Annotated in this window: 21 protein-coding genes; 17 read left to right on the top strand and 4 right to left on the bottom strand. The window is 50.8% G+C overall.

Annotation, left to right across the window (positions count from 1 at the left end):
* Position 1: 1 nt before the first annotated feature.
* Both truC and ACJY2G_RS15020 read left to right on the top strand, forming a co-directional pair.
* Complete coding sequence (truC, locus tag ACJY2G_RS15015) at positions 2 to 781, top strand: tRNA pseudouridine(65) synthase TruC (protein ID WP_439291898.1); 780 nt, start codon at positions 2 to 4, stop codon at positions 779 to 781.
* 42 nt (positions 782 to 823) lie between these two features.
* Positions 824 to 1,273 carry a flavodoxin gene (locus ACJY2G_RS15020; RefSeq protein ID WP_112288322.1) on the top strand — a complete coding sequence of 150 codons (450 nt, stop codon included), beginning with the start codon at positions 824 to 826 and terminating at the stop codon, positions 1,271 to 1,273.
* Between the two features lie 87 nt (positions 1,274 to 1,360).
* Here the strand turns inward: ACJY2G_RS15020 and ACJY2G_RS15025 are convergent, their stop codons facing one another.
* The 4 genes from ACJY2G_RS15025 to map all read right to left on the bottom strand — a co-directional run bounded on the left by ACJY2G_RS15025 (position 1,361) and on the right by map (position 6,348).
* Positions 1,361 to 1,750 (bottom strand): DUF3461 family protein, encoded by a 390-nt coding sequence (locus ACJY2G_RS15025; RefSeq protein WP_056781756.1) that lies wholly within the window; start codon positions 1,748 to 1,750, stop codon positions 1,361 to 1,363.
* Positions 1,751 to 1,886: 136 nt separating this feature from the next.
* The gene (gene dapD / locus ACJY2G_RS15030; protein WP_101079222.1) at positions 1,887 to 2,711 is read right to left on the bottom strand and encodes a 2,3,4,5-tetrahydropyridine-2,6-dicarboxylate N-succinyltransferase; all 825 of its coding nucleotides are present in this window, start codon (positions 2,709 to 2,711) and stop codon (positions 1,887 to 1,889) included.
* Between the two features lie 46 nt (positions 2,712 to 2,757).
* On the bottom strand, positions 2,758 to 5,448 hold the full coding sequence (glnD, locus tag ACJY2G_RS15035) for a bifunctional uridylyltransferase/uridylyl-removing protein GlnD (protein ID WP_439291899.1): 2,691 nt from the start codon (positions 5,446 to 5,448) through the stop codon (positions 2,758 to 2,760).
* 108 nt (positions 5,449 to 5,556) lie between these two features.
* Positions 5,557 to 6,348 carry a type I methionyl aminopeptidase gene (gene map / locus ACJY2G_RS15040; protein ID WP_113878223.1) on the bottom strand — a complete coding sequence of 264 codons (792 nt, stop codon included), beginning with the start codon at positions 6,346 to 6,348 and terminating at the stop codon, positions 5,557 to 5,559.
* A gap of 367 nt (positions 6,349 to 6,715) precedes the next feature.
* Between map and rpsB the strand changes: the two genes are divergently transcribed.
* From rpsB to rnhB, 15 genes are all read left to right on the top strand, one after another.
* On the top strand, positions 6,716 to 7,441 hold the full coding sequence (gene rpsB / locus ACJY2G_RS15045) for a 30S ribosomal protein S2 (RefSeq protein WP_095923217.1): 726 nt from the start codon (positions 6,716 to 6,718) through the stop codon (positions 7,439 to 7,441).
* A 147-nt stretch (positions 7,442 to 7,588) separates the two neighbouring features.
* On the top strand, positions 7,589 to 8,440 hold the full coding sequence (gene tsf / locus ACJY2G_RS15050; protein ID WP_112288325.1) for a translation elongation factor Ts: 852 nt from the start codon (positions 7,589 to 7,591) through the stop codon (positions 8,438 to 8,440).
* A gap of 159 nt (positions 8,441 to 8,599) precedes the next feature.
* A complete protein-coding gene (pyrH, locus tag ACJY2G_RS15055) occupies positions 8,600 to 9,331 on the top strand; it encodes a UMP kinase (protein WP_095923215.1) in 732 nt (243 codons plus the stop codon).
* 108 nt (positions 9,332 to 9,439) lie between these two features.
* Positions 9,440 to 9,997 carry a ribosome recycling factor gene (gene frr, locus ACJY2G_RS15060; RefSeq protein ID WP_112288326.1) on the top strand — a complete coding sequence of 186 codons (558 nt, stop codon included), beginning with the start codon at positions 9,440 to 9,442 and terminating at the stop codon, positions 9,995 to 9,997.
* A gap of 158 nt (positions 9,998 to 10,155) precedes the next feature.
* A complete protein-coding gene (ispC, locus tag ACJY2G_RS15065) occupies positions 10,156 to 11,352 on the top strand; it encodes a 1-deoxy-D-xylulose-5-phosphate reductoisomerase (RefSeq protein ID WP_430320503.1) in 1,197 nt (398 codons plus the stop codon).
* Positions 11,353 to 11,637: 285 nt separating this feature from the next.
* Entirely contained in the window at positions 11,638 to 12,396 is a 759-nt protein-coding gene (gene ispU, locus ACJY2G_RS15070) for a (2E,6E)-farnesyl-diphosphate-specific ditrans,polycis-undecaprenyl-diphosphate synthase (RefSeq protein WP_112288328.1), read from the top strand.
* Positions 12,397 to 12,405: 9 nt separating this feature from the next.
* The gene (cdsA, locus tag ACJY2G_RS15075; RefSeq protein WP_112288329.1) at positions 12,406 to 13,254 is read left to right on the top strand and encodes a phosphatidate cytidylyltransferase; all 849 of its coding nucleotides are present in this window, start codon (positions 12,406 to 12,408) and stop codon (positions 13,252 to 13,254) included.
* Positions 13,255 to 13,295: 41 nt separating this feature from the next.
* A complete protein-coding gene (rseP, locus tag ACJY2G_RS15080) occupies positions 13,296 to 14,651 on the top strand; it encodes a sigma E protease regulator RseP (RefSeq protein WP_120163107.1) in 1,356 nt (451 codons plus the stop codon).
* Between the two features lie 36 nt (positions 14,652 to 14,687).
* Entirely contained in the window at positions 14,688 to 17,108 is a 2,421-nt protein-coding gene (gene bamA, locus ACJY2G_RS15085) for an outer membrane protein assembly factor BamA (RefSeq protein WP_120163108.1), read from the top strand.
* Positions 17,109 to 17,261: 153 nt separating this feature from the next.
* The gene (gene skp / locus ACJY2G_RS15090; protein WP_112288332.1) at positions 17,262 to 17,759 is read left to right on the top strand and encodes a molecular chaperone Skp; all 498 of its coding nucleotides are present in this window, start codon (positions 17,262 to 17,264) and stop codon (positions 17,757 to 17,759) included.
* 2 nt (positions 17,760 to 17,761) lie between these two features.
* Positions 17,762 to 18,784 (top strand): UDP-3-O-(3-hydroxymyristoyl)glucosamine N-acyltransferase, encoded by a 1,023-nt coding sequence (lpxD, locus tag ACJY2G_RS15095; protein ID WP_120163109.1) that lies wholly within the window; start codon positions 17,762 to 17,764, stop codon positions 18,782 to 18,784.
* 114 nt (positions 18,785 to 18,898) lie between these two features.
* Positions 18,899 to 19,387, top strand: coding sequence for a 3-hydroxyacyl-ACP dehydratase FabZ (fabZ, locus tag ACJY2G_RS15100; protein ID WP_120163110.1), 489 nt, complete (start codon positions 18,899 to 18,901; stop codon positions 19,385 to 19,387).
* 3 nt (positions 19,388 to 19,390) lie between these two features.
* Positions 19,391 to 20,179: an acyl-ACP--UDP-N-acetylglucosamine O-acyltransferase gene (gene lpxA, locus ACJY2G_RS15105; RefSeq protein WP_113878219.1), complete on the top strand. Its 789-nt coding sequence runs from the start codon at positions 19,391 to 19,393 to the stop codon at positions 20,177 to 20,179.
* Positions 20,180 to 20,197: 18 nt separating this feature from the next.
* Positions 20,198 to 21,346 carry a lipid-A-disaccharide synthase gene (lpxB, locus tag ACJY2G_RS15110; RefSeq protein ID WP_112288335.1) on the top strand — a complete coding sequence of 383 codons (1,149 nt, stop codon included), beginning with the start codon at positions 20,198 to 20,200 and terminating at the stop codon, positions 21,344 to 21,346.
* Positions 21,343 to 21,939 carry a ribonuclease HII gene (rnhB, locus tag ACJY2G_RS15115; RefSeq protein WP_113878217.1) on the top strand — a complete coding sequence of 199 codons (597 nt, stop codon included), beginning with the start codon at positions 21,343 to 21,345 and terminating at the stop codon, positions 21,937 to 21,939. Before lpxB ends, rnhB begins: the two co-directional genes overlap by 4 nt.
* The last annotated feature ends 54 nt before the right edge of the window (positions 21,940 to 21,993 follow it).

The following is a 21,993-nucleotide window of genomic DNA, read 5'->3' on the forward strand; positions in this document are numbered from 1 at the left end:
CATGCTGGAAATTTTGTATCAGGACGAACATCTGGTCGCAGTGAATAAACCTGCGGGCATGCTGGTTCATCGCAGCTGGCTGGACCGCCATGAAACGGTGTTTGTGATGCAAACATTGCGTGATCAGATTGGTCAGCATGTGTTTACGGTTCACCGGCTGGATAAACCGACGTCAGGCGTTTTGCTGCTGGCGCTGTCCAGCGAAGTGGCTCGTTTGCTGTCGCAGCAGTTCGAAAATAATCAGATGAGCAAAACCTATCACGCCGTAGTTCGCGGGTATGTGCCACAAGACGGCACCCTGGATTACGCGCTGACCGAAGAGCTGGATAAAATCGCTGATAAGTTTGCGGATCCGGATAAAGCGCCACAGCCTGCGGTGACGCATTATCGCGTCGTCGCACAGGTCGAAATGCCAGTGGCGGTAGGACGTTACGACACCGCGCGCTACAGTCTGATGGAACTGAAACCAGAAACCGGCCGTAAGCATCAGTTGCGCCGTCATATGTCGCATTTGCGTCACCCGATTATTGGTGACAGCGCGCACGGCGATTTAAAGCAAAACCGCGGCATGACGCAGCATTTTGGCTGTTCGGGGCTGATGCTCCACGCCAGCCATATGCAATTGCCACATCCGGTAACCGGTGAACCGCTGTCGATTCAGGCGCGCTGGGATCCTCGCTGGCAGAATGTGGTGACGCAGTTTGGCTGGCAGGGAAAAATCCCTGAGCTTGAAAGGGTTGAGTTTGCAGAAACTTGCGGTCAGGATAGTCCACAAATTTAAGTCCTTTGATTGAAATATTGGCATCACACAGGAGTGAAACCCATGGCAGAAGTCGGAATTTTCGTCGGTACGGTGTACGGCAATGCGTTACTGGTAGCAGAAGAAGCGGAAACCGTGCTGAAAGGCCAGGGCCATGACGTCAAATTGTTCGAAGAAGGCACGCTGGAAGCCTGGCAGTATTACCGTCATCATTTTGTCCTGATTGTGACTTCAACCACCGGTCAGGGCGATTTGCCGGACAGCATCGCGCCTTTGTATGCCGCGATCCGTGACACCGTCGGTTATCAGCCGGAACTGCGCTACGGTATGATTGCGCTGGGCGATATCAGCTACGATCATTTCTGTGGTGGCGGCCATAAGCTGGATGATTTATTGCAGGAGCAGGGCGCGTCGCGTATCGGCGAATTGCTGGAAATTGATGCAATGGAAACCGCCGAGCCGGAAACGGTCGCTGTTCCCTGGGTGGAAAAATGGGGCCAGTTGCTTAAATAATTTCGCAGCAGTCTTTTCTGCGCACAATAAAAAAGGTCAGGCAAATGCCTGACCTTTTTACTTTCTCAATCTTCTGGCTGCGAATAATCAGCGACCGCTGGTCAGTTTTTCCAGATCGGATTCAATTTCAGTAATCTTATTCGCTACAACGGATTCCAGATGACGCAGGTCATCAAGAATTTTACGCTTCAGATCCACTTCAACCTGATCGCGCTGGCAGATTTGGTCCAGTTCATCAATTACATAGCGCAGGTTAGGGCTGATTTCATGAATTTCTTTATAACCTTGCCCTGCGTTATCGGCAACGATGGTTTTGCGCTGGCGTGGATATTTAAATTTCACGCTTTTAGCAAAAAACTCACCTTTATCTCTGCGGAAGTAGATCTTCAGAATGTCGTTATTGGCCTCCTGACGCAGGCTGTAACGATCAATATCGTCGGGATTATTAATGCCCAGGCTTTTCAGATTGTCATACATAGCGCTACCTTCGTTTAGGAGAATATTTAACGGTCATGATGAACCGAAGAAGAATTCGAATCGTTGATTAATGACACAATTTGCTATCAACAAGATAAAAAAATAGCGGGTAACTGATGACCCGCTATTTTTAATCTTAGTCGATGGTTCGCAATAACTCATTCAGGCCGGTTTTGCCCAGAGTTTTCGCATCTACTTTCTTGACGATGACAGCACAATACAGGCTGTATTTACCGTCTTTAGAAGGCAGGTTGCCGGAAACGACAACGGAGCCGGCAGGGACGCGGCCGTAATGCACTTCGCCCGTTTCGCGGTCATAAATTTTGGTGCTCTGGCCGATGTAAACGCCCATGGAAATCACAGAGCCTTCTTCGACAATCACGCCTTCAACGATTTCAGAACGCGCGCCGATGAAGCAGTTGTCTTCGATGATGGTCGGGTTAGCCTGCAAAGGCTCCAGAACGCCGCCGATGCCTACGCCGCCGGACAGGTGTACGTTTTTACCGATCTGCGCGCAAGAACCTACCGTCGCCCAGGTATCAACCATGGTGCCTTCATCAACGTATGCGCCGATGTTGACGTAAGAAGGCATCAGTACGGTGTTGCGTGCAATGAATGCGCCTTTACGTACGGCAGCAGGTGGCACCACGCGGAAACCTTCACGCTGGAAACGCGCTTCATCGTAGTCCGCGAATTTCATTGGCACTTTATCGAAGTAACGGCTTTCTCCGCCTTCCATCACCTGATTGTCATTGATTCTGAACGAGAGCAGTACCGCTTTCTTCAGCCACTGATGCGTCACCCATTCGCCATCAATCTTCTCAGCCACGCGCAATTCGCCGCTGTCGATTTTGTTGATAACCTGAGTGATGGCGTCGCGCGTTACGCTGTCAACGTTAGCCGGAGTAATGTCTGCACGGCGCTCGAAGGCTTGTTCAATAACGGTTTGTAGTTGCTGCATCCTGTTCTCTTTCCTGAATTGGTTTTAAAAGATAGTGGTACTTGTATCACATTTTATCGCCAGGGTTGAGTGCCTCAGTTAATCGGCGAGTGATTTCCTGACGAGTTTGCTTATCCAGCGCACGGCGCTCACTGTTGGCAAGAATAAATAAGTCTTCTACGCGTTCGCCGATGGTTGAGATGCGCGCACCGTGCAGCGACAGTCCCAGGTCAGAGAACACTTCCCCGACGCGTGCCAGCAGACCGGGCTGATCCAGCGCCACCAGTTCCATGTACGTGCGGCGGTCGGTATGCGTTGGCAGGAAACTGACTTCGGTCTGTACGCTGAAATGACGCAGTTTCGGCGAAGGACGTCGGGCGCGCGGCGGCTGATAAGCCTGCGTCATCGACTGTTCCAGCGCATAACGGATTGCTTCATGGCGATCCTGTGCCAGCGGGCTGCCGTCCGGTTCGAGCACGATAAAGGTATCCATCGCCATGCCGTCGCGATTGGTGAAAATTTGCGCGTCATGAATGCTCAGGTTACGTCTGTCCAGCTCACCGGCAACGGTGGCAAACAGATACGGGCGGTCAGGACTCCAGATAAATATCTCCGTACCGCCGCGCGTTGCCTGACGGCTGACCAGCACCAGCGGTTTGGTGGAGTCGTGCTCCAGCAAATGTCTTGCGTGCCACGCCAGCTGATTCGGTGAGTGACGCAGGAAGTAATCCGCCCGGCAGCGGCTCCAGATGCGGTGCAACGCTTCCTCATCAATATTATCCATGCGCAGCAAGGCCAGCGCCTGCAGGCGGTGATGACGTACGCGCTCACGCAGATCCGGCGTATTTTGCATACCGCGGCGCAGCTGTTTCTCGGTGGCGAAATACAGCTCACGTATCAGGCTCTGCTTCCAGCTGTTCCACAGAGTTTCGTTGGTGGCACAAATATCGGCTACGGTCAGGCTGACCAGATAGCGCAGACGGACTTCGGTCTGCATTTCCGCAGCGAATTGCTGAATTTCATTAGGATCCTGAATATCGCGGCGTTGCGCTGTTACTGACATCAGTAAGTGACAACGAACCAGCCAGGCGACCAGCTGAGTTTCACGGGAATTCAACCCGTGCAGTTCGGCAAACTCCAGCACATCCTGCGCGCCAAGAATCGAGTGATCGCCACCGCGGCCTTTGGCGATATCGTGGAACAGCGCGGCCATCAGCAGCAGTTCAGGCTGCGGCAGGCGCGGGTACAATTCCACGCACAAAGGATGCTTTGGTCGCGTCTCTTCATGGGCAAAACTTTCCAGTTTTTGCAGCACGCGGATGGTGTGTTCATCGACCGTATAGGCGTGGAACAGGTCGAATTGCATCTGCCCGACGATTTGTCCCCATTGCGGCATATACGCCCACAACACGCTGTGGCGGTGCATCGGCACCAGCGCACGCGACACGGCACCCGGATGGCGCAGAATCGCCATAAACATTTCGCGTGCCTGCGGGATCATACACAGCGGCTCTTTCAGATGACGGCGCGCATGGCGCAGTAAACGCACGGTCGTCGAGTAAATCCCTTTGATTTCACGGTGACGCACCATCAGGTGGAACATGCCGATGATGGTTTCCGGGTGGGTATCGAACAGGGATTCGTCGCGCAGATCGATAAGGTCGCCGCGTAACTGAAAATGTTCATCCAGCGGGCGTGGTTTTTCATTCGGGCCAATCGCCAGAATCGCTTCATCGAACAACTGCAATAACATCTGATTCAGCTCGCCGACCCGGCGGGTCATGCGATAGAAATCTTTCATCATGCGTTCGACCGGCTGGTTGCCTTCGCCCTGATACTGCAACAGCTGCGCCACGCTTTGCTGACGGTCGAACAGCAGGCGATTGTCATATCTTGGCAAGACCAGATGCAGGGCGAAACGGATACGCCACAGGAAGCTCTGACACTCCAGCAGCTCGTTGCGCTCAGCTTTGGTGAGGAAGCCAAACGCCACCATTTCATCGAGCGATGTGGCGCCAAAATGGCGGCGGGCCACCCACAGAATGGTGTGGATATCACGCAAGCCGCCCGGACTGCTCTTAATGTCCGGCTCAAGGTTATAGCTGGTGCCGTGATAGCGCTGATGGCGCTCATTCTGCTCTGCAATTTTAGCGCGGAAAAAGTTCGGTGAAGGCCAGAATCCGTCGCTGAAAATGTGTTTCTGCATACTGAGAAACAGCGCCACGTCGCCGCAAATCAGGCGTGATTCGATAAGGTTAGTCGCGACGGTTAAATCGGCCAGACCTTCTAACAGGCACTCTTCCAGCGTGCGGACGCTGTGGCCGACTTCAAGTTTGAGATCCCACAGCAAAGTGATCAGCTCGCCAATCCGCAGCGCCTGTTCGTCGTTGAGGCGTTTCTGGCTCAGTACCAGCACGTCGATATCGGATAAAGGATGCAGTTCACCACGGCCGTAACCGCCGACGGCCACCATCGCGGTTTCAGGGATATTGTCGAACCCGTAGAACGTCCACAGACGTTGCAGCAGCTGGTCGATGTAATGTGTTCGCGCATCCACCAGCTCTTCCGCCCGTTGCCCGGCATTGAAGGCATCCGCCAGCCATACCTGAAACTGTTCCATATGCTGTTTCAGGCTCTGACGGTTTAAATCGTCATCCGGATAGACAGAAGGGGAGGCAGGTTGTGGCGGGAATGTGTGGATAAGATCCTGCGTGGTTTGTGGTTGCAGGCTCTTTTCAGCCGGAAAATTTTCAATCATGGGTGCGCAGCCCTACACGTGAGAGACCAATAAACGTGAAAGATAAAAAAACCGGCTTTCGCCGGTTTGATTCACAGATTTATACCCTCTCCGCAGAGCGGGCGACTGTTAGTCGTGCGTCAGAATAGCCGGGATGGTGTCATCCTTACGCAGCGTCATAATTTCACAACCGTTATCTGTCACCACAATAGTATGCTCGTACTGAGCCGACAAGCTGCGATCTTTAGTTTTTACCGTCCAGCCATCTTTCATGGTGCGGATACGGAAATCACCGGCGTTGACCATCGGTTCAACCGTGAAAGCCATGCCAGCCTGTAATACCACACCGCCGTCATCTGCATCGTAATGCAGAACCTGAGGTTCTTCGTGGAAACCTTCACCGATACCGTGACCGCAATATTCGCGAACCACAGAGAATTTCTCAGCTTCGACGAATTTCTGGATCTCTTTACCCAGTGTGCGCAGACGGATACCCGGTTTGATCATGCGCAGCGCGATATACAGGCTTTCCTGCGTGATGCGGCAAAGACGCTCACCCAGAATAGTCGGTTTGCCCGCGATGAACATCTTGGAGGTGTCGCCATGAAAACCGTCTTTAATCACGGTGACATCGATATTGACGATATCGCCATCTTTAAGGATTTTGTCGTCGCTCGGAATACCGTGACATACCACTTCGTTAATGGAAATGCAGACAGATTTCGGGAAACCGTGGTAATCCAGACAAGCAGAAACCGCTTTTTGTTTGTTCACGATGTGATCGGCACAAATGCGATCAAGCTCACCGGTACTCACGCCAGGTTTGACGAAAGGCTCAATGATTTCCAGCACTTCCGCGGCCAGACGGCCAGCAACGCGCATTTTTTCGATGTCTTCAGGGGTTTTGATTGAAATAGCCATGTGTTGTCCTGCAGGTTCTGTGCATCAGGTGTGCTTTATTTCTTCACCGATGTCGTCAATAATTAGCTGTGGCTTATGGTATCAGCCCTGATATTTGCTGCCAAACTATCATTTCCCGCTAAGCAATTCGGTGAACAAAAGTTGCTGTCCGGCCGTTATTTATGATATAAAGCGCGCCGGCAATCCGCTCTGGGTCTTACGACGCTGAGGGATTAAAGCCAAAATCACTCATTGTGTGCTTATTCACGTAAGTAATAACACACACGTATCGACACATACGCCGGGGTGCCTTGGGAATTCGTTCTTCGGGGTCGGTTGTATGGGATACGTGGAGGCATAACCCCAACTACTTAATAGAGGTTTTATCATGGCAACTGTTTCCATGCGCGACATGCTCAAGGCCGGTGTTCACTTCGGTCACCAAACCCGTTACTGGAACCCGAAAATGAAGCCATTCATCTTCGGCGCTCGTAACAAGGTTCACATCATCAACCTTGAGAAAACTGTTCCAATGTTCAACGAAGCTCTGGCTGAGTTGCAGAAGATCTCCTCCCGTAAAGGTAAGATCCTGTTCGTTGGTACTAAACGCGCAGCAAGCGAAGCGGTAAAAGAAGCTGCACACAACTGCGACCAGTTCTTCGTGAACCATCGCTGGTTGGGCGGCATGCTGACTAACTGGAAAACTGTTCGTCAGTCCATCAAACGTTTGAAAGATCTGGAAGTTCAGTCTCAGGACGGTACTTTCGAGAAGCTGACCAAGAAAGAGGCGCTGATGCGTACTCGTGAACTGGCTAAGCTGGAAAACAGCCTGGGTGGTATCAAGGATATGGGTGGTCTTCCTGATGCTCTGTTCGTAATCGATGCTGATCACGAACACATTGCAATCAAAGAAGCTAACAACCTGGGTATCCCGGTATTCTCCATTGTTGATACCAACTCCGATCCGGATGGCGTTGACTTTGTTATCCCTGGTAACGATGACGCAATCCGTGCAGTAAATCTGTACCTGAGCGCTGTTGCTGCCACTGTTCGTGAAGGCCGTTCGCAAGATCTGGCTGTTCAGGCAGAAGAAAGCTTCGTAGAAGCTGAATAATAAGGCAAGCTCAGCAGAGCCCTTATTAACCAGGTATTGAAATATGTTGGTTAGGGGGCCTTTATTGGCCCCCTTTGCTTATCTTAAATGCGAGAAATATCTCACCGCAAAAACCCTTTTTGCACTGAGATAATCGAGGAAAATACAATGGCTGATATTACCGCTGCCCTGGTAAAAGAACTGCGCGAACGTACTGGCGCTGGCATGATGGATTGTAAGAAAGCTCTGGTTGAAGCGAATGGCGACATCGAGCTGGCAATCGAAAACATGCGTAAATCTGGCGCGATCAAAGCTGCGAAAAAAGCAGGCAACGTAGCTGCTGACGGCGTGATCAAAACCAAAATCGAAGGCAACTTCGGCGTGATTCTGGAAGTTAACTGCCAGACTGACTTCGTCGCTAAAGATGCTGGTTTCCAGGCTTTCGCTGACAAAGTGCTGGACGCTGCTGTTGCAGGCAAAGTGACTGATGTTGACGTTCTGAAAGCTCAGTTCGAAGAAGAGCGTATTCAGCTGGTTGCTAAAATCGGTGAGAACATCAACATCCGTCGCGTTCAGATCCTTGAAGGCGATGTGCTGGGCAGCTACCTGCACGGCGCACGTATCGGTGTTCTGATCGCAGCTACTGGCGCTGATGAAGAACTGGTTAAGCAAATTGCAATGCACGTTGCAGCAAGCAAACCAGAATTCGTTAAGCCTGAAGATGTGTCTGCAGAAGTTGTAGAAAAAGAGTACCAGGTTCAGCTGGACATCGCGATGCAGTCTGGCAAGCCGAAAGAAATTGCAGAGAAAATGGTTGAAGGCCGCATGAAGAAATTCACCGGCGAAGTTTCTCTGACTGGTCAGCCTTTCGTTATCGACCCAAGCAAAACTGTTGGTCAGGTTCTGAAAGAACACAACGCTGATGTGACTAACTTCATCCGCTTTGAAGTGGGCGAAGGTATCGAGAAAGTTGAGACTGACTTTGCTGCTGAAGTTGCAGCAATGACTAAACAGTCTTAATCAGTATCTGATACACCCTAAAATGGAACCGCTGCGAAAGGGCGGTTCCGTTTTATCCAGCCCCAAATTCCTATTACATTGTGCGTAAAGTCATTCTGGCAGCGCTATGATGTAAAGACCGACTATCCATTAAGACACATTGCTTCTAGGACAGACACCATGGCTACCAATGCGAAACCCGTTTATCAACGTATCCTGCTCAAACTCAGTGGCGAAGCCCTGCAGGGCAGTGAAGGTTTTGGTATCGACGCGAGTGTATTAGATCGTATGGCTCAGGAAGTAAAAGAGCTGGTCGAACTCGGCATTCAGGTAGGTGTTGTGATCGGCGGCGGTAACCTGTTCCGTGGCGCGGGCCTCGCACAGGCGGGCATGAATCGTGTTGTAGGCGACCATATGGGTATGCTGGCGACTGTCATGAACGGCCTGGCAATGCGCGATGCATTACACCGTGCCTATGTAAACGCGCGCCTGATGTCTGCAATCCCTTTGAACGGTGTTTGTGATAATTACAGCTGGGCTGAAGCTATCAGCTTGCTGCGTCATAACCGTGTGGTGATTTTCTCCGCCGGTACCGGCAATCCTTTCTTTACCACTGACTCAGCAGCCTGTCTGCGTGGTATCGAAATCGAAGCTGATGTGGTATTAAAAGCCACCAAAGTTGACGGCGTGTATTCCGCTGACCCGGTGAAAAACCCGGAAGCAACGCTGTATGAAAGACTGACCTATCAGGAAGTGCTGGAACAGGAATTGAAAGTGATGGATCTGGCGGCCTTTACGCTGGCCCGCGATCACAATCTGCCAATTCGTGTTTTCAACATGAATAAGCCTGGCGCACTGCGTCGCGTGGTGATGGGTGAAAATGAAGGGACGCTGATTTCTAAAGCGGAGTGATCCTTCACAATTGAACATTGCGTTCAGCCAGCCTCTGCTGGCATGAGTATTCACGGACTATACTGATGTTATGGTCTGCCAGGTAACCCGCTTTCAAAGGTTAACAACGTGATTAACGAAATCAAAAAAGACGCTGAAATTCGTATGGAAAAATGCGTCGAATCATTCAAAACGCATATCAGCAAAATCCGCACCGGCCGTGCTTCACCAGGCATCCTGGATGGCATCATGGTGGAATACTACGGTTCAGCGACACCTTTACGCCAGCTGGCCCAGGTGACTGTTGAAGATTCCCGTACTCTGGCAATCTCTGTATTTGACCGTTCAATCAGCGCAGCGGTAGAAAAAGCGATCATGACCTCAGATTTGGGTCTGAACCCTTCTTCAGCAGGCGCGACTATCCGCGTTCCACTGCCAGCACTGACCGAAGAACGTCGTAAGGACCTGATCAAGGTTGTTCGTGGCGAAGCAGAGCAGGGCCGTGTGTCTGTGCGTAACGTGCGTCGCGATGCCAACGATAAAACCAAAGCTCTGTTGAAAGATAAAGAAATCAGCGAAGATGAAGATCGCCGTTCTCAGGACGACATTCAGAAACTGACTGATATTTTCATCAAGAAAATCGACGTTGCTCTGACTGAGAAAGAAGCCGAGTTAATGGAGTTCTGATCCAATTTTCAGCTTCCACCCAAGCGCCGCAATTGCGGCGCTTTGTTTTTAACGGGCTTTAATTCTTTTACCGGTTCGCACAATCTCATAGACAAGCCGGATAAGAGGTTTCAGACTGTGCACTTTCCGAATTTACGAGCGCTATCCCGGGCATTTTCATGAAACAAATGACTATTCTTGGTTCGACAGGGTCTGTCGGCACCAGCACGCTTTCCGTTGTCCGGTCTAATCCTGACGATTTCACCGTTAAAGCACTGGTTGCAGGGCGCAATGTTGACGTTATGGCGCAGCAGTGTCTTGAATTTCAACCGGCTTACGCTTCCATGGCGGATGAAGCCTCTGCCCGCGCGCTGAGAGCTACCCTGGCTGAACAGGGATGCCGTACCGAAGTGCTTTCCGGTCAAGATGCTGCCATAGAACTTGCGGCCCTTGATGATGTGGATCAGGTGATGTCGGCTATCGTGGGTGCTGCGGGCTTGTTACCGACACTCGCTGCGGTCCGTGCCGGTAAACAGGTGCTTCTGGCCAACAAAGAGTCGCTGGTCACCTGCGGACGTATCTTTATGGATGCCGTTCGTCAAAGTCAGTCTCAGCTTCTGCCTATCGACAGTGAACACAATGCGATTTTCCAGAGCCTGCCTGAGACTGTACAAACACAGCTGGGGTTTGCTTCTCTCAAAGAACATGGCATTTCACGCATTATCCTGACCGGCTCCGGCGGCCCGTTCCGCGAACTCCCCTTGAATCATTTTAGCGATGTGACGCCTGAACAGGCCTGTGCTCATCCAAACTGGTCAATGGGCCGCAAGATTTCCGTGGATTCGGCCACCATGATGAATAAAGGCCTTGAGTACATTGAAGCGCGCTGGTTGTTTAATGCCTCTGCTGCTGAGATGGAAGTTATTATTCATCCGCAATCTGTGATCCACTCGATGGTCCGGTATTGCGACGGGAGCGTGCTGGCTCAGCTGGGCTCACCGGATATGCGTACACCCATTGCACACGCGATGGCCTATCCGCAACGTGTGAAGACTGAAGTCGAAGCGCTGGATTTCTGCAAAATGGGCGCCATGACCTTCGGTGCGCCTGATTATACGCGTTATCCGTGCCTGCAACTGGCTATTGAAGCCAGCAATACCGGGCAGGCTGCCACCACGGCGCTGAATGCCGCCAATGAAATTTCCGTCGCCGCTTTCCTCAATGGTGAACTCCGCTTTACTGATATTGCTTCTCTTAACCGCGAGGTTATGGAGCAACTTGTCAGTGCCGAACCCGATTCTGTTGAGGAAGTGTTGCATATAGACGGATTGGCGAGGGCGCGTGCGAAAGATAAACTTCGTACTTTTGCGGTCTAGGCCTGTTTTAGTACTTATGCAGCAGTTTGTTAGCATCACACTGAGATGGTATAGTCTGCGCCACACTGGCAGTAGATTTGGCTTTTCAGAGACTGAATGTTACAGGTGGAATCGGTGAGCTGTCAGTTGAGCCGTGCCTGAAAGGGAGACACGGCTTTTTTGCGCGTGTAGTCGCATTAGCGATAAACAGGTGCAGCGCCAGCCGGTTGTTCTGGTGTAAGCCTGAAGAGCGTTATGCCAGCCTGAAAGCCGTTGTGTTCTGATAAAAGGAAATGAGTACGCGTTATGTCCCTCGAAAATCAACAGATGTCTGATATGTGTTGCTCTCAACCTCGCCATGTTGCCATTATCATGGACGGTAACGGACGCTGGGCAAAACGTCAGGGTAAAATGAGGGTATTTGGTCATAAAGCGGGAGTGAAGTCAGTGCGCAAAGCCGTGAGTTTTGCTGCCAGTCATCACCTCGATGCGCTCACGCTTTATGCCTTTAGTAGTGAAAACTGGAATCGCCCTGCTCAGGAAGTTTCCGCACTCATGGAACTGTTCGTTCGTGCTCTGGACAGTGAAGTGAAAAGTCTGCACAAACATAATGTCAGGCTGCGAATCATCGGCGATGTCAGTCGCTTTAGTGCTCGTCTGCAGGAACGCATTCGTCGTTCAGAAACACTTACTCAAAATAATGACGGTTTGACGCTCAACATCGCTGCGAATTACGGTGGCCGATGGGATATTATTCAAGGCGTTAAGACACTGGCTGGTCAGGTTGAAGCCGGTACACTGCGGGCAGAGCAAATTACAGAAGAATTGCTGAATTCAGCGATCTGTATGAGCGAACTGGCACCCGTCGATTTGGTGATCAGAACCGGTGGGGAACATAGGATCAGTAATTTCCTGTTGTGGCAAATTGCCTATGCAGAGCTGTATTTTACCGATGTCCTCTGGCCTGATTTTGATGAAAATACCTTCGAAGGTGCGCTGACTGCTTTTGCACAACGCGAGCGCCGTTTCGGAGGGACTACACCTATCGGCGCTGATGCGTCCTAGGGAGAACATTTGCTGAAGTATCGCATTATCACAGCTTTGATTTTAATACCGATTGTTATTGCAGCACTCTTTCTGCTACCACCGGTAGGTTTCGCCATTGTCACCTTAGTGGTGTGCATGCTGGCGGCGTGGGAGTGGGGGCAACTGGCCGGTTTTGCAACACGTAATCAGCGTATCTGGCTTGCCATACTCTGCGGTTTTCTGCTGGCGGCCATGTTGCTGAGCATACCGGCTTATCAGCAAAGTGTGCATCTGATGCAGGTTGGAGGGTCTTTATGGGCCGGACTTGCATGGTGGTGTGTGGCGCTTGTGTTAGTCGTGGGGTATCCCGCGTCGGCAGGATTCTGGCGCCATTCCCGTGTGTTGCGGGTAATATTTGGTGTGCTGACGATTGTGCCATTCTTCTGGGGCATGATCGCATTGCGTCAATATGGTTATGCTGAGAATCATCACACTGGCGCATGGTGGTTGTTATATGTGATGCTACTCGTCTGGGGAGCAGACTCCGGCGCTTACCTGTTTGGTAAATTATTTGGTAAGCACAAACTGGCACCCAAAGTTTCGCCAGGAAAAACCTGGGAAGGGTTTGCCGGCGGGCTTCTGATGTCAGCCCTGATAGCCTGGTTGTTTGGCCGTTATGCACCGTTAACTGTGCAGCCTTCGATCCTGCTGATTTGTTCCGTTGTCGCAGCGCTGGCTTCTGTGCTGGGCGACCTGACGGAAAGTATGTTCAAACGCGAGGCAGGAATCAAAGACAGTGGTCATATGATCCCTGGTCACGGCGGAATACTCGATCGTATCGACAGCCTGACGGCTGCGGTGCCTGTATTCGCCTGCCTGATGCTGTTAGTGTATTAATCCGTCGCAGACGGTGATGTTTCTAAGGAATAGTTAGACATATGATGAACATACTCTGGAGCCTGGCCGCCTTTATCGTCGCATTGGGGGTGCTTATCACCGTGCACGAGTTCGGCCATTTCTGGGTTGCTCGTCGTTGTGGTGTCCGTGTAGAACGTTTCTCTGTCGGTTTTGGCCGTGCGCTCTGGCGCAGAACCGACCGTCAGGGAACTGAGTATGTGCTGGCCATTATTCCTCTTGGCGGCTACGTCAAAATGCTCGACGAGCGAGTTGAAGCCGTTGCCCCTGAATTTCGTCATCAATCTTTCAATAACAAAAAGGTCTGGCAACGTGCAGCTATCATCAGTGCCGGACCGATTGCCAATTTCATTTTTGCCATTTTTGCGTACTGGCTGGTCTTCGTTATCGGCGTGCCCAGCGTGCGTCCGGTCATCGCGAATATCACTGCTAATTCAATCGCTGCGCAATCGAATATTTCCTCAGGTATGGAACTTAAGTCTGTTGCGGGTATCGAAACGCCTGATTGGGAATCAGTTCGTATGGCGTTAATGGGCGAAATTGGTGATGATCAAACGACGGTAGGGGTTGCGCAGTTTGGCTCATCTCAGGTCGTTGAGAAAACTCTGGATTTGCGCCAATGGCATTTTGATCCTGAAAAGGAGGATCCGGTAGTTTCTCTGGGTATGATTCCCAGAGGTCCGCAGATAGAATCTGTACTGCAGGAAGTGCAGCCTGATTCAGCCGCCCAAAAGGCGGGTTTGCAAGCCGGGGACAGGATCGTTAAAGTCGATGGTCAGATTCTGGATAGTTGGCAGTCATTTGTCATACAGGTTCGTGACAATCCGGGTAAACCTATTACGCTGGAAGTCGAGCGGGGTGGGGATTCGGTTGCTTTAACATTAACGCCGGACACGAAGTCCGCAGGTAAAGGCAAAATACAGGGTTTTGCTGGCGTGGTACCGAAGGTGATACCGCTGCCTGACGAATTTAAAACAATCCGTCAGTATGGTCCGTTTGTGGCGTTTTATGAGGCCGGGGATAAAACCTGGCAACTGATGAAACTCACTGTGAGCATGCTGGGTAAGTTAATTACCGGAGATGTGAAGCTGAACAATCTGAGTGGCCCAATATCCATCGCACAGGGCGCAGGAATGTCAGCAGAGTATGGTTTGGTGTCTTACCTCACGTTTTTGGCACTCATTAGTGTCAATCTGGGGATCATCAACCTCTTCCCATTACCGGTATTAGATGGTGGACACCTGCTTTTTCTCGCAATAGAAAAGCTAAAAGGTGGGCCAGTTTCCGAGCGAGTTCAGGACTTCAGTTACCGCATTGGTTCAGTTTTGCTGGTGTTGTTGATGGGGCTTGCACTTTTCAATGATTTCTCCCGTCTTTAAGGCCGGAGATTAGGTTAGGAAGAACGCATAACAACGATGGCGATCAAAAAGTTGCTCATAGCGTCGCTGCTGTTTGGCAGCGCCACCGTATACGGTGCAGACGGTTTCGTAGTGAAAGATATTCATTTCGAAGGCCTGCAGCGAGTTGCCGTCGGTGCGGCGTTACTCAATATGCCGGTTCGCGTCGGTGATACGGTTACTGACGATGATATCAGTAACACCATTCGTGCATTGTTTGCCACTGGCAACTTTGAGGACGTCCGCGTCCTGCGCGATGGTGATTCTCTGATTGTTCAGGTCAAAGAACGCCCAACTATTGCCAGCATCACTTTCTCCGGTAACAAATCGGTAAAAGATGACATGCTCAAGCAAAACCTGGAAGCCTCTGGCGTCCGTGTTGGCGAAGCGCTTGACCGCACTACCATCGGCAGTATCGAGAAAGGTCTCGAAGACTTCTATTACAGCGTGGGTAAATACAGTGCGTCGGTGAAAGCGGTTGTGACCCCTTTACCGCGTAACCGTGTTGACCTGAAACTGGTCTTTACCGAAGGTGTTTCTGCCAAAATTCAGCAGATTAACATCGTGGGTAACCACGCCTTTACGACTGATGAGCTGATCTCACGCTTCCAGCTGCGTGATGAAGTGCCATGGTGGAACGTCGTCGGTGATCGTAAATACCAGAAACAAAAACTCGCGGGTGACCTTGAAACCCTGCGCAGTTTCTATCTGGATCGCGGTTATGCCCGTTTCAATATTGATTCGACTCAGGTCAGCCTGACGCCGGACAAAAAAGGCATCTACATCACGCTGAACATTACAGAAGGTGAGCAATACAAACTTTCTGGCGTGGAAGTGACTGGCAGCATGGCGGGTCACTCAGCAGAAGTTCAAAGCCTGACTAAAATTGATAAAGGCGAGCTGTATAACGGCGCCAAAGTCACCAAAATGGAAAACGACATCAAACAGATGTTGGGGCGTTATGGCTACGCTTATCCACGTGTGACGACACAGCCAGAAATTAATGATGCAGACAAAACCGTTAAGCTGCACATCAACGTTGATGCGGGTAACCGTTTCTACGTGCGTCACATCCGCTTTGAAGGCAATGACACCAGCAAAGACAGCGTACTGCGCCGTGAAATGCGTCAGATGGAAGGTGCCTGGTTAGGCAACGATCTGGTCGATAAAGGCAAAGAGCGTCTGAACCGTCTGGGTTACTTCGAAACGGTGGATGTGGATACGCAACGTGTTCCGGGTTCACCGGATCAGGTTGATGTGGTCTACAAGGTGAAAGAACGTAACACCGGTAGCTTCAACTTTGGTGTGGGTTACGGTACAGAAAGCGGTGTCAGCTTCCAGGTCGGTGTTCAGCAGGACAACTGGCTGGGGACGGGTAACTCTGTCGGCATCAGCGGTACCAAAAACGATTACCAGACGTACGCGGAATTCACCATCACTGACCCATACTTCACCGTTGACGGCGTAAGTTTGGGTGGTCGTATCTTCTACAACGACTTTAAAGCTGATGATGCGGATCTCTCCAGCTATACCAACAGAAGTTATGGTATTGGCGGGAACCTGGGCTTCCCGATTAATGAGAACAACTCATTACGTCTGGGTCTGGATTATGTCCATAACGATCTGTCCAATATGGAACCACAGATTGCTATGTTCCGTTATCTGAACTCTGTTGGCCTGAAACCACCGGTGACCACCAGTGATAATGCTGATGCTGACTTCAGTGCGAATGATTTCTTCGCCAACCTCGGCTGGGGTTATAACAACCTTGACCGTGGCTACTTCCCGACGTCAGGGACTAAAGCCAGCTTGAACGGTAAAGTGACTGTTCCGGGTTCTGATAACGAATATTACAAAATCACATTTGATTCAACCAGTTACTTGCCACTGAATCAGGATCGTGATTGGGTGCTGATGGGCCGTGCGCGTGCAGGTTACGCAGATGGTCTGGGCGGTAAAGAAGTGCCGTTCTACGATAACTTCTATGCCGGCGGTTCGAGCAGTGTTCGTGGTTTCCAGTCGAACACCATCGGTCCTAAAGCAGCGTATTACAAATGTACTACTGCTAATACCTCTTACAGCGGCTGTCCGATCGATAACTCGAACGATGCAGTAGGTGGTAACGCAATGGCAGTGCTGAGTGCGGAACTGATTGTTCCTACTCCGTTTGTCAGCGAGAAATACGCGAACTCACTGCGTACTTCCCTGTTTGTGGACAGTGGTACAGTCTGGGATACCGGTTGGGAAAATACCCCAGAGTCTCAGGCCGCGGGCGTTCCTGACTACAGTAAACCAGGCAACATTCGTGTTTCTTCAGGTCTTGCATTGCAGTGGATGTCTCCACTGGGACCCTTGGTCTTCTCCTATGCACAGCCAATTAAGAAATATGAAGGCGATAAGGCAGAACAGTTCCAGTTTAACATTGGTAAAACCTGGTAACGTCCTGCCTGGGCAGAATTTGTTCAGCAGAATCGCAAAGGCCAGATGCTGAATTTGATACACGGGTTTCGGCCCGTGTATTGTTTTCATATCGGGTGTTTTGTGTAATTTACTGTGCCATCTGGCACAAACGGGTGATGGAAGGAGTTTATAGTGAAAAAGTGGTTATATGCCGCAGGCCTCGGTTTAGTTATGGCTTCTTCAGCTAGCGTTCAGGCTGCTGATAAAATTGCTATCGTTAACGTAGCAAGCATTTTCCAACAAATGCCTGCTCGTGAAGCAGTAGCAAAACAGCTGGAAAACGAGTTCAAAAGCCGTGCGACAGATTTGCAGTCTCAGGAACGTGATCTGCAAACCAAAATGCAACGTCTGCAACGTGATGGCTCTACTATGAAAGCCAGCGATCGTTCTAAACTTGAAAAAGACGTTATGGCTCAGCGTGAAGCTTTCTCTTCTAAAGCGCAGCAGTTCGAGCAAGACAACCGTCGTCGTCAGGCTGAAGAACGTAACAAAATCCTGAGCCGTATTCAGGATGCTGTGAAATCTGTAGCGAGCAAAGAAGGTTATGATGTTGTTATCGATGCAAACGCCATCGCGTATGCAAACAATGACAAAGATATTACTGCTGATGTGCTGAAACAGGTTAAATAAACATGTCTTCAATTCGACTGGCTGATCTCGCACAGCAGTTGGATGCACAATTGCACGGTGATGGCGAAATTGCCATCACCGGCGTTGCTTCAATGCATTCCGCACACTCTGAGCAAATCACGTTTTTATCAAACAGCCGTTACCGTGAACAGTTGGCTTCCTGCAATGCAGGTGCCGTAGTGTTGACGGAAGCGGATCTGCCATTTTGCCCTACAGCGGCATTAGTGGTTAAAAACCCTTACCTGACCTATGCGCGTATGGCGCAGTTGCTGGATACCACTCCGGCGCCGGCACAGGATATTGCTGCGAGTGCGGTGATTTCTGACAGTGCTTCTTTGGGTAAGAATGTCTCGGTTGGCGCAAATGCAGTTATCGAATCCGGCGTTGTACTGGGTGATAACGTCATCATCGGTGCAGGCTGCTTTATCGGTAAAGACGCAAAAATAGGGGCCGGAACCCGCCTTTGGGCTAACGTTTCTATTTACCATCGCGTTGAGATTGGCGAACAATGTCTGATCCAGTCTGGAACAGTGATTGGCGCTGATGGCTTTGGTTACGCTAACGATCGCGGTAACTGGATCAAAATTCCTCAGCTTGGCACGGTGATTATCGGCGACCGCGTTGAAATTGGCGCGTGTACCACAATTGACCGTGGCGCGCTGGATGACACCATTATCAGCAACGGCGTTATTATTGATAACCAATGCCAGATTGCACACAACGTCGTGATTGGAGACAATACGGCGGTTGCCGGTGGTGTTATCATGGCCGGCAGTCTGAAAATCGGACGCTACTGTCAAATCGGCGGAGCCAGTGTTATCAACGGTCACATGGAGATTTGTGACCAGGCTGTCGTGACGGGAATGGGAATGGTAATGCGACCAATCACTGAACCTGGGGTATACTCCTCCGGTATCCCGTTACAACCGAATAAAGTTTGGCGTAAGACGGCTGCATTGGTAATGAATATTGACGAGATGAATAAGCGCTTGAAAGCTGTCGAGCGTAAAATCGAAAAAGACTAATTACCACCTACGATGCTGCTTTGTGTTCCCTTTGTTGAGTGAACCTGCGACATACGTTCCTATTTGCGGCCTGCCTGATGACCTTCTTTTGGGGTCTGGCAGGCCGTGTTATTGATGCCATCAGTTTTTATAGACAGGAAGAGTATTTTGACTACTGACACTCATACTCTGCGTATTGAAGAGATACTGGATTTATTGCCGCACCGTTACCCGTTCTTACTGGTTGACCGCGTGCTGGACTTTGAAAAAGGGAAATTTTTGCGCGCCGTGAAAAACGTTTCTTTTAACGAACCGTTCTTCCAGGGGCATTTCCCGGGTAAACCTATTTTTCCAGGTGTTTTGATTCTGGAAGCGATGGCTCAGGCCACCGGTATTCTGGCGTTTAAAAGCGTAGGAAAACTGGAGCCGGGCGAATTGTATTACTTTGCAGCAATCGACGATGCACGCTTTAAACGTCCGGTCTTGCCGGGTGACCAGATGGTTCTGGAAGTTGAATTCATTAAAGAGCGTCGTGGCGTTGCTCGTTTCAAAGGTGTCGCGAAAGTTGATGGTGAGATAGCTTGCGAGGCATCAATGATGTGCGCCCGTCGCCGGGAGTCTTAATACATGATTGATAAAACCGCCTTTATTCATCCAAGCGCTATTGTTGAAGACGGTGCCGTGATTGGCGCCGGAGTCCATATCGGTCCTTTCTGCTACGTGGGATCCCAGGTAGAAATTGGTGAAGGTACTGAGCTTAAATCACACGTAGTGATTAATGGCGTGACCAAAATTGGTTGCGATAACCGCATATTCCAGTTCGTTTCCATTGGTGAAATTAACCAGGATCTGAAATATGCCGGTGAACCCACACGCGTTGAGGTCGGCGATCGCAACAATATTCGTGAGAGCGTTACCATTCATCGTGGTACCGTTCAGGGCGGTGGCCTGACAAAAGTGGGCAGCGATAATCTGTTAATGGTTAACGCGCATATTGCTCACGATTGCGTCATTGGTAATCGCTGTATTCTGGCGAACAACGCGACCCTCGGTGGTCACGTTGAAGTTGATGATTTTGCGATCATTGGCGGTATGACGGCGGTGCATCAGTTCTGTATTATCGGCGCGCATGTCATGGTGGGTGGATGTTCCGGCGTTGCTCAGGACGTTCCTCCGTTTGTGATTGCGCAGGGTAACCACGCTACACCTTTCGGTATCAATATCGAAGGGCTTAAGCGCCGTGGTTTCGAAAAAGCCGATCTGCATGCTATCCGCAATGCCTATAAATTACTGTATCGCAGCGGTAAAACGTTGGAAGAAGCCCAGCCGGAAATCGCTGCAATTGCGGCTGAATTCCCGAAAGCTAAACCCTTCAGTGATTTTTTTGCCCGCTCAACACGCGGCATTATCCGCTGATCTGCGCTACGGAAAACAATGCAAAAGCCTGTTCTGACAATTGGCCTGGTGGCCGGTGAAACGTCCGGTGACATTCTTGGCGCCGGGTTAATTCGAGCCTTAAAAAAGCATCATCCTGATGCCCGTTTTGTGGGTGTCGCAGGCCCGCTGATGCAGGCTGAAGGATGCGAAGCCTGGTACGAAATGGAAGAACTGGCGGTGATGGGCGTGGTGGAAGTGCTTGAACGGCTGCCACGCCTGTTGAAAATCCGCAAAGATCTGACCCAACGTTTTAGCGAACTCCGGCCTGATGTGTTTGTGGGCATCGATGCCCCGGACTTTAACATCACTCTGGAAGGCCGCTTAAAACAGCGTGGTATCCGCACGATTCATTATGTCAGCCCGTCTGTCTGGGCCTGGCGACAAAAGCGCGTTTTCAAAATCGGCAAAGCGACAGATTTAGTTCTGGCATTCCTGCCCTTCGAAAAAGCGTTCTATGACAAATTCAATGTTCCCTGCCGTTTCATTGGCCATACCATGGCTGATGCGATGCCGTTGCATCCTGACAAACAGGCGGCACGTCTGGCGTTGGGGATCCCTGAAGATGTTCATTGCCTGGCGTTATTGCCGGGGAGTCGTCATGCGGAAGTGGAAATGCTCAGCGCAGATTTCCTGAAAACCGCGTTGCAACTGCGACAAACCTATCCTGATTTGCATATCGTTGTTCCGCTGGTGAATGCGAAACGACGCGAGCAGTTCGAGCGTATCAAGGCTGAAATTGCACCTGATTTGCCTGCTCACTTGCTCGATGGCAAAGGCCGGGAAGCGATGATTGCCAGTGATGCGGCATTGCTGGCTTCAGGGACGGCTGCACTCGAATGTATGCTGGCGAAATGCCCAATGGTGGTGGGTTATCGCATGAAACCGTTCACGTTCTGGCTGGCTGAGCGTCTGGTGAAAACGCCGTATGTTTCGTTGCCCAACCTGCTGGCAAGACGCGAAATCGTCACTGAATTACTGCAAACCGAATGTGTGCCTGAAAAGCTTTCTGCTGCCTTGCTGCCTTTACTGGCTGGCGGAGAGAAAAGCCACGCGCTGCGTGAAACGTTCCTTGAACTGCATGAAAGTATTCGCCGTGATGCAGACGAACAGGCTGCTCAGGCCGTCATGGAGCTGGCAAACCGATGAGCGATGTATTTATCTATCCACAGGCCGTCTGTATCGCGGGTGTGGATGAAGTGGGACGCGGCCCGTTAGTGGGCGCTGTAGTGACAGCTGCTGTGATCCTCGATCCGGCCAATCCGATTAAAGGCCTGGCGGATTCTAAAAAACTGTCTGAAAAGCGTCGTGAGGCGTTGTACATCGAAATAAAAGAGAAAGCGCTGGCCTGGAGCCTCGGCCGCGCTGAACCCCATGAAATCGATGAACTGAATATTCTGCATGCCACCATGCTGGCCATGCAAAGAGCGGTTGCTGGTTTAGGTATCACGCCTGATATGGTGCTGATTGATGGCAACCGCTGCCCTAAACTTCCGATGGCGTCACAGGCGGTCGTGAAAGGGGACAGCAAAGTCGCTGAAATCAGCGCGGCTTCAATTCTGGCTAAAGTCACCCGCGATCGCGAAATGGTTGAACTGGATCTTCAGTTCCCTGAATATGGTTTTGCGAAGCACAAAGGTTACCCGACGCCGGTGCATCTCGAAAGCCTTGCCCGCCTTGGAGCAACAGCACATCACCGACGCAGTTTCTCTCCGGTGAAACGCGCGCTCGGGCTGGCATAACGCATCACTTGTTCCTGCCCCGTTTTGCGGGGTATACAACCCTTAATTCACTCA

Origin of the sequence: Rahnella sp. ATs2 (genome assembly GCF_051851855.1) — a bacterium.
Classification (GTDB): domain Bacteria; phylum Pseudomonadota; class Gammaproteobacteria; order Enterobacterales; family Enterobacteriaceae; genus Rahnella; species Rahnella variigena.

Coding starts and splice junctions, on each gene's coding strand:
- pyrH (WP_095923215.1), top strand. CDS start 8,600: ATGGCTACCAATGCGAAACCCGTTTATCAACGTATCCTGCTCAAACTC.
- lpxB (WP_112288335.1), top strand. CDS start 20,198: ATGCAAAAGCCTGTTCTGACAATTGGCCTGGTGGCCGGTGAAACGTCC.
- ispC (WP_430320503.1), top strand. CDS start 10,156: ATGAAACAAATGACTATTCTTGGTTCGACAGGGTCTGTCGGCACCAGC.
- dapD (WP_101079222.1), bottom strand. CDS start 2,711: ATGCAGCAACTACAAACCGTTATTGAACAAGCCTTCGAGCGCCGTGCA.
- lpxD (WP_120163109.1), top strand. CDS start 17,762: ATGTCTTCAATTCGACTGGCTGATCTCGCACAGCAGTTGGATGCACAA.
- tsf (WP_112288325.1), top strand. CDS start 7,589: ATGGCTGATATTACCGCTGCCCTGGTAAAAGAACTGCGCGAACGTACT.
- lpxA (WP_113878219.1), top strand. CDS start 19,391: ATGATTGATAAAACCGCCTTTATTCATCCAAGCGCTATTGTTGAAGAC.
- map (WP_113878223.1), bottom strand. CDS start 6,348: ATGGCTATTTCAATCAAAACCCCTGAAGACATCGAAAAAATGCGCGTT.
- ispU (WP_112288328.1), top strand. CDS start 11,638: ATGTCCCTCGAAAATCAACAGATGTCTGATATGTGTTGCTCTCAACCT.
- rpsB (WP_095923217.1), top strand. CDS start 6,716: ATGGCAACTGTTTCCATGCGCGACATGCTCAAGGCCGGTGTTCACTTC.
- fabZ (WP_120163110.1), top strand. CDS start 18,899: ATGCCATCAGTTTTTATAGACAGGAAGAGTATTTTGACTACTGACACT.
- ACJY2G_RS15025 (WP_056781756.1), bottom strand. CDS start 1,750: ATGTATGACAATCTGAAAAGCCTGGGCATTAATAATCCCGACGATATT.
- rnhB (WP_113878217.1), top strand. CDS start 21,343: ATGAGCGATGTATTTATCTATCCACAGGCCGTCTGTATCGCGGGTGTG.
- bamA (WP_120163108.1), top strand. CDS start 14,688: ATGGCGATCAAAAAGTTGCTCATAGCGTCGCTGCTGTTTGGCAGCGCC.
- truC (WP_439291898.1), top strand. CDS start 2: ATGCTGGAAATTTTGTATCAGGACGAACATCTGGTCGCAGTGAATAAA.
- rseP (WP_120163107.1), top strand. CDS start 13,296: ATGATGAACATACTCTGGAGCCTGGCCGCCTTTATCGTCGCATTGGGG.
- ACJY2G_RS15020 (WP_112288322.1), top strand. CDS start 824: ATGGCAGAAGTCGGAATTTTCGTCGGTACGGTGTACGGCAATGCGTTA.
- glnD (WP_439291899.1), bottom strand. CDS start 5,448: ATGATTGAAAATTTTCCGGCTGAAAAGAGCCTGCAACCACAAACCACG.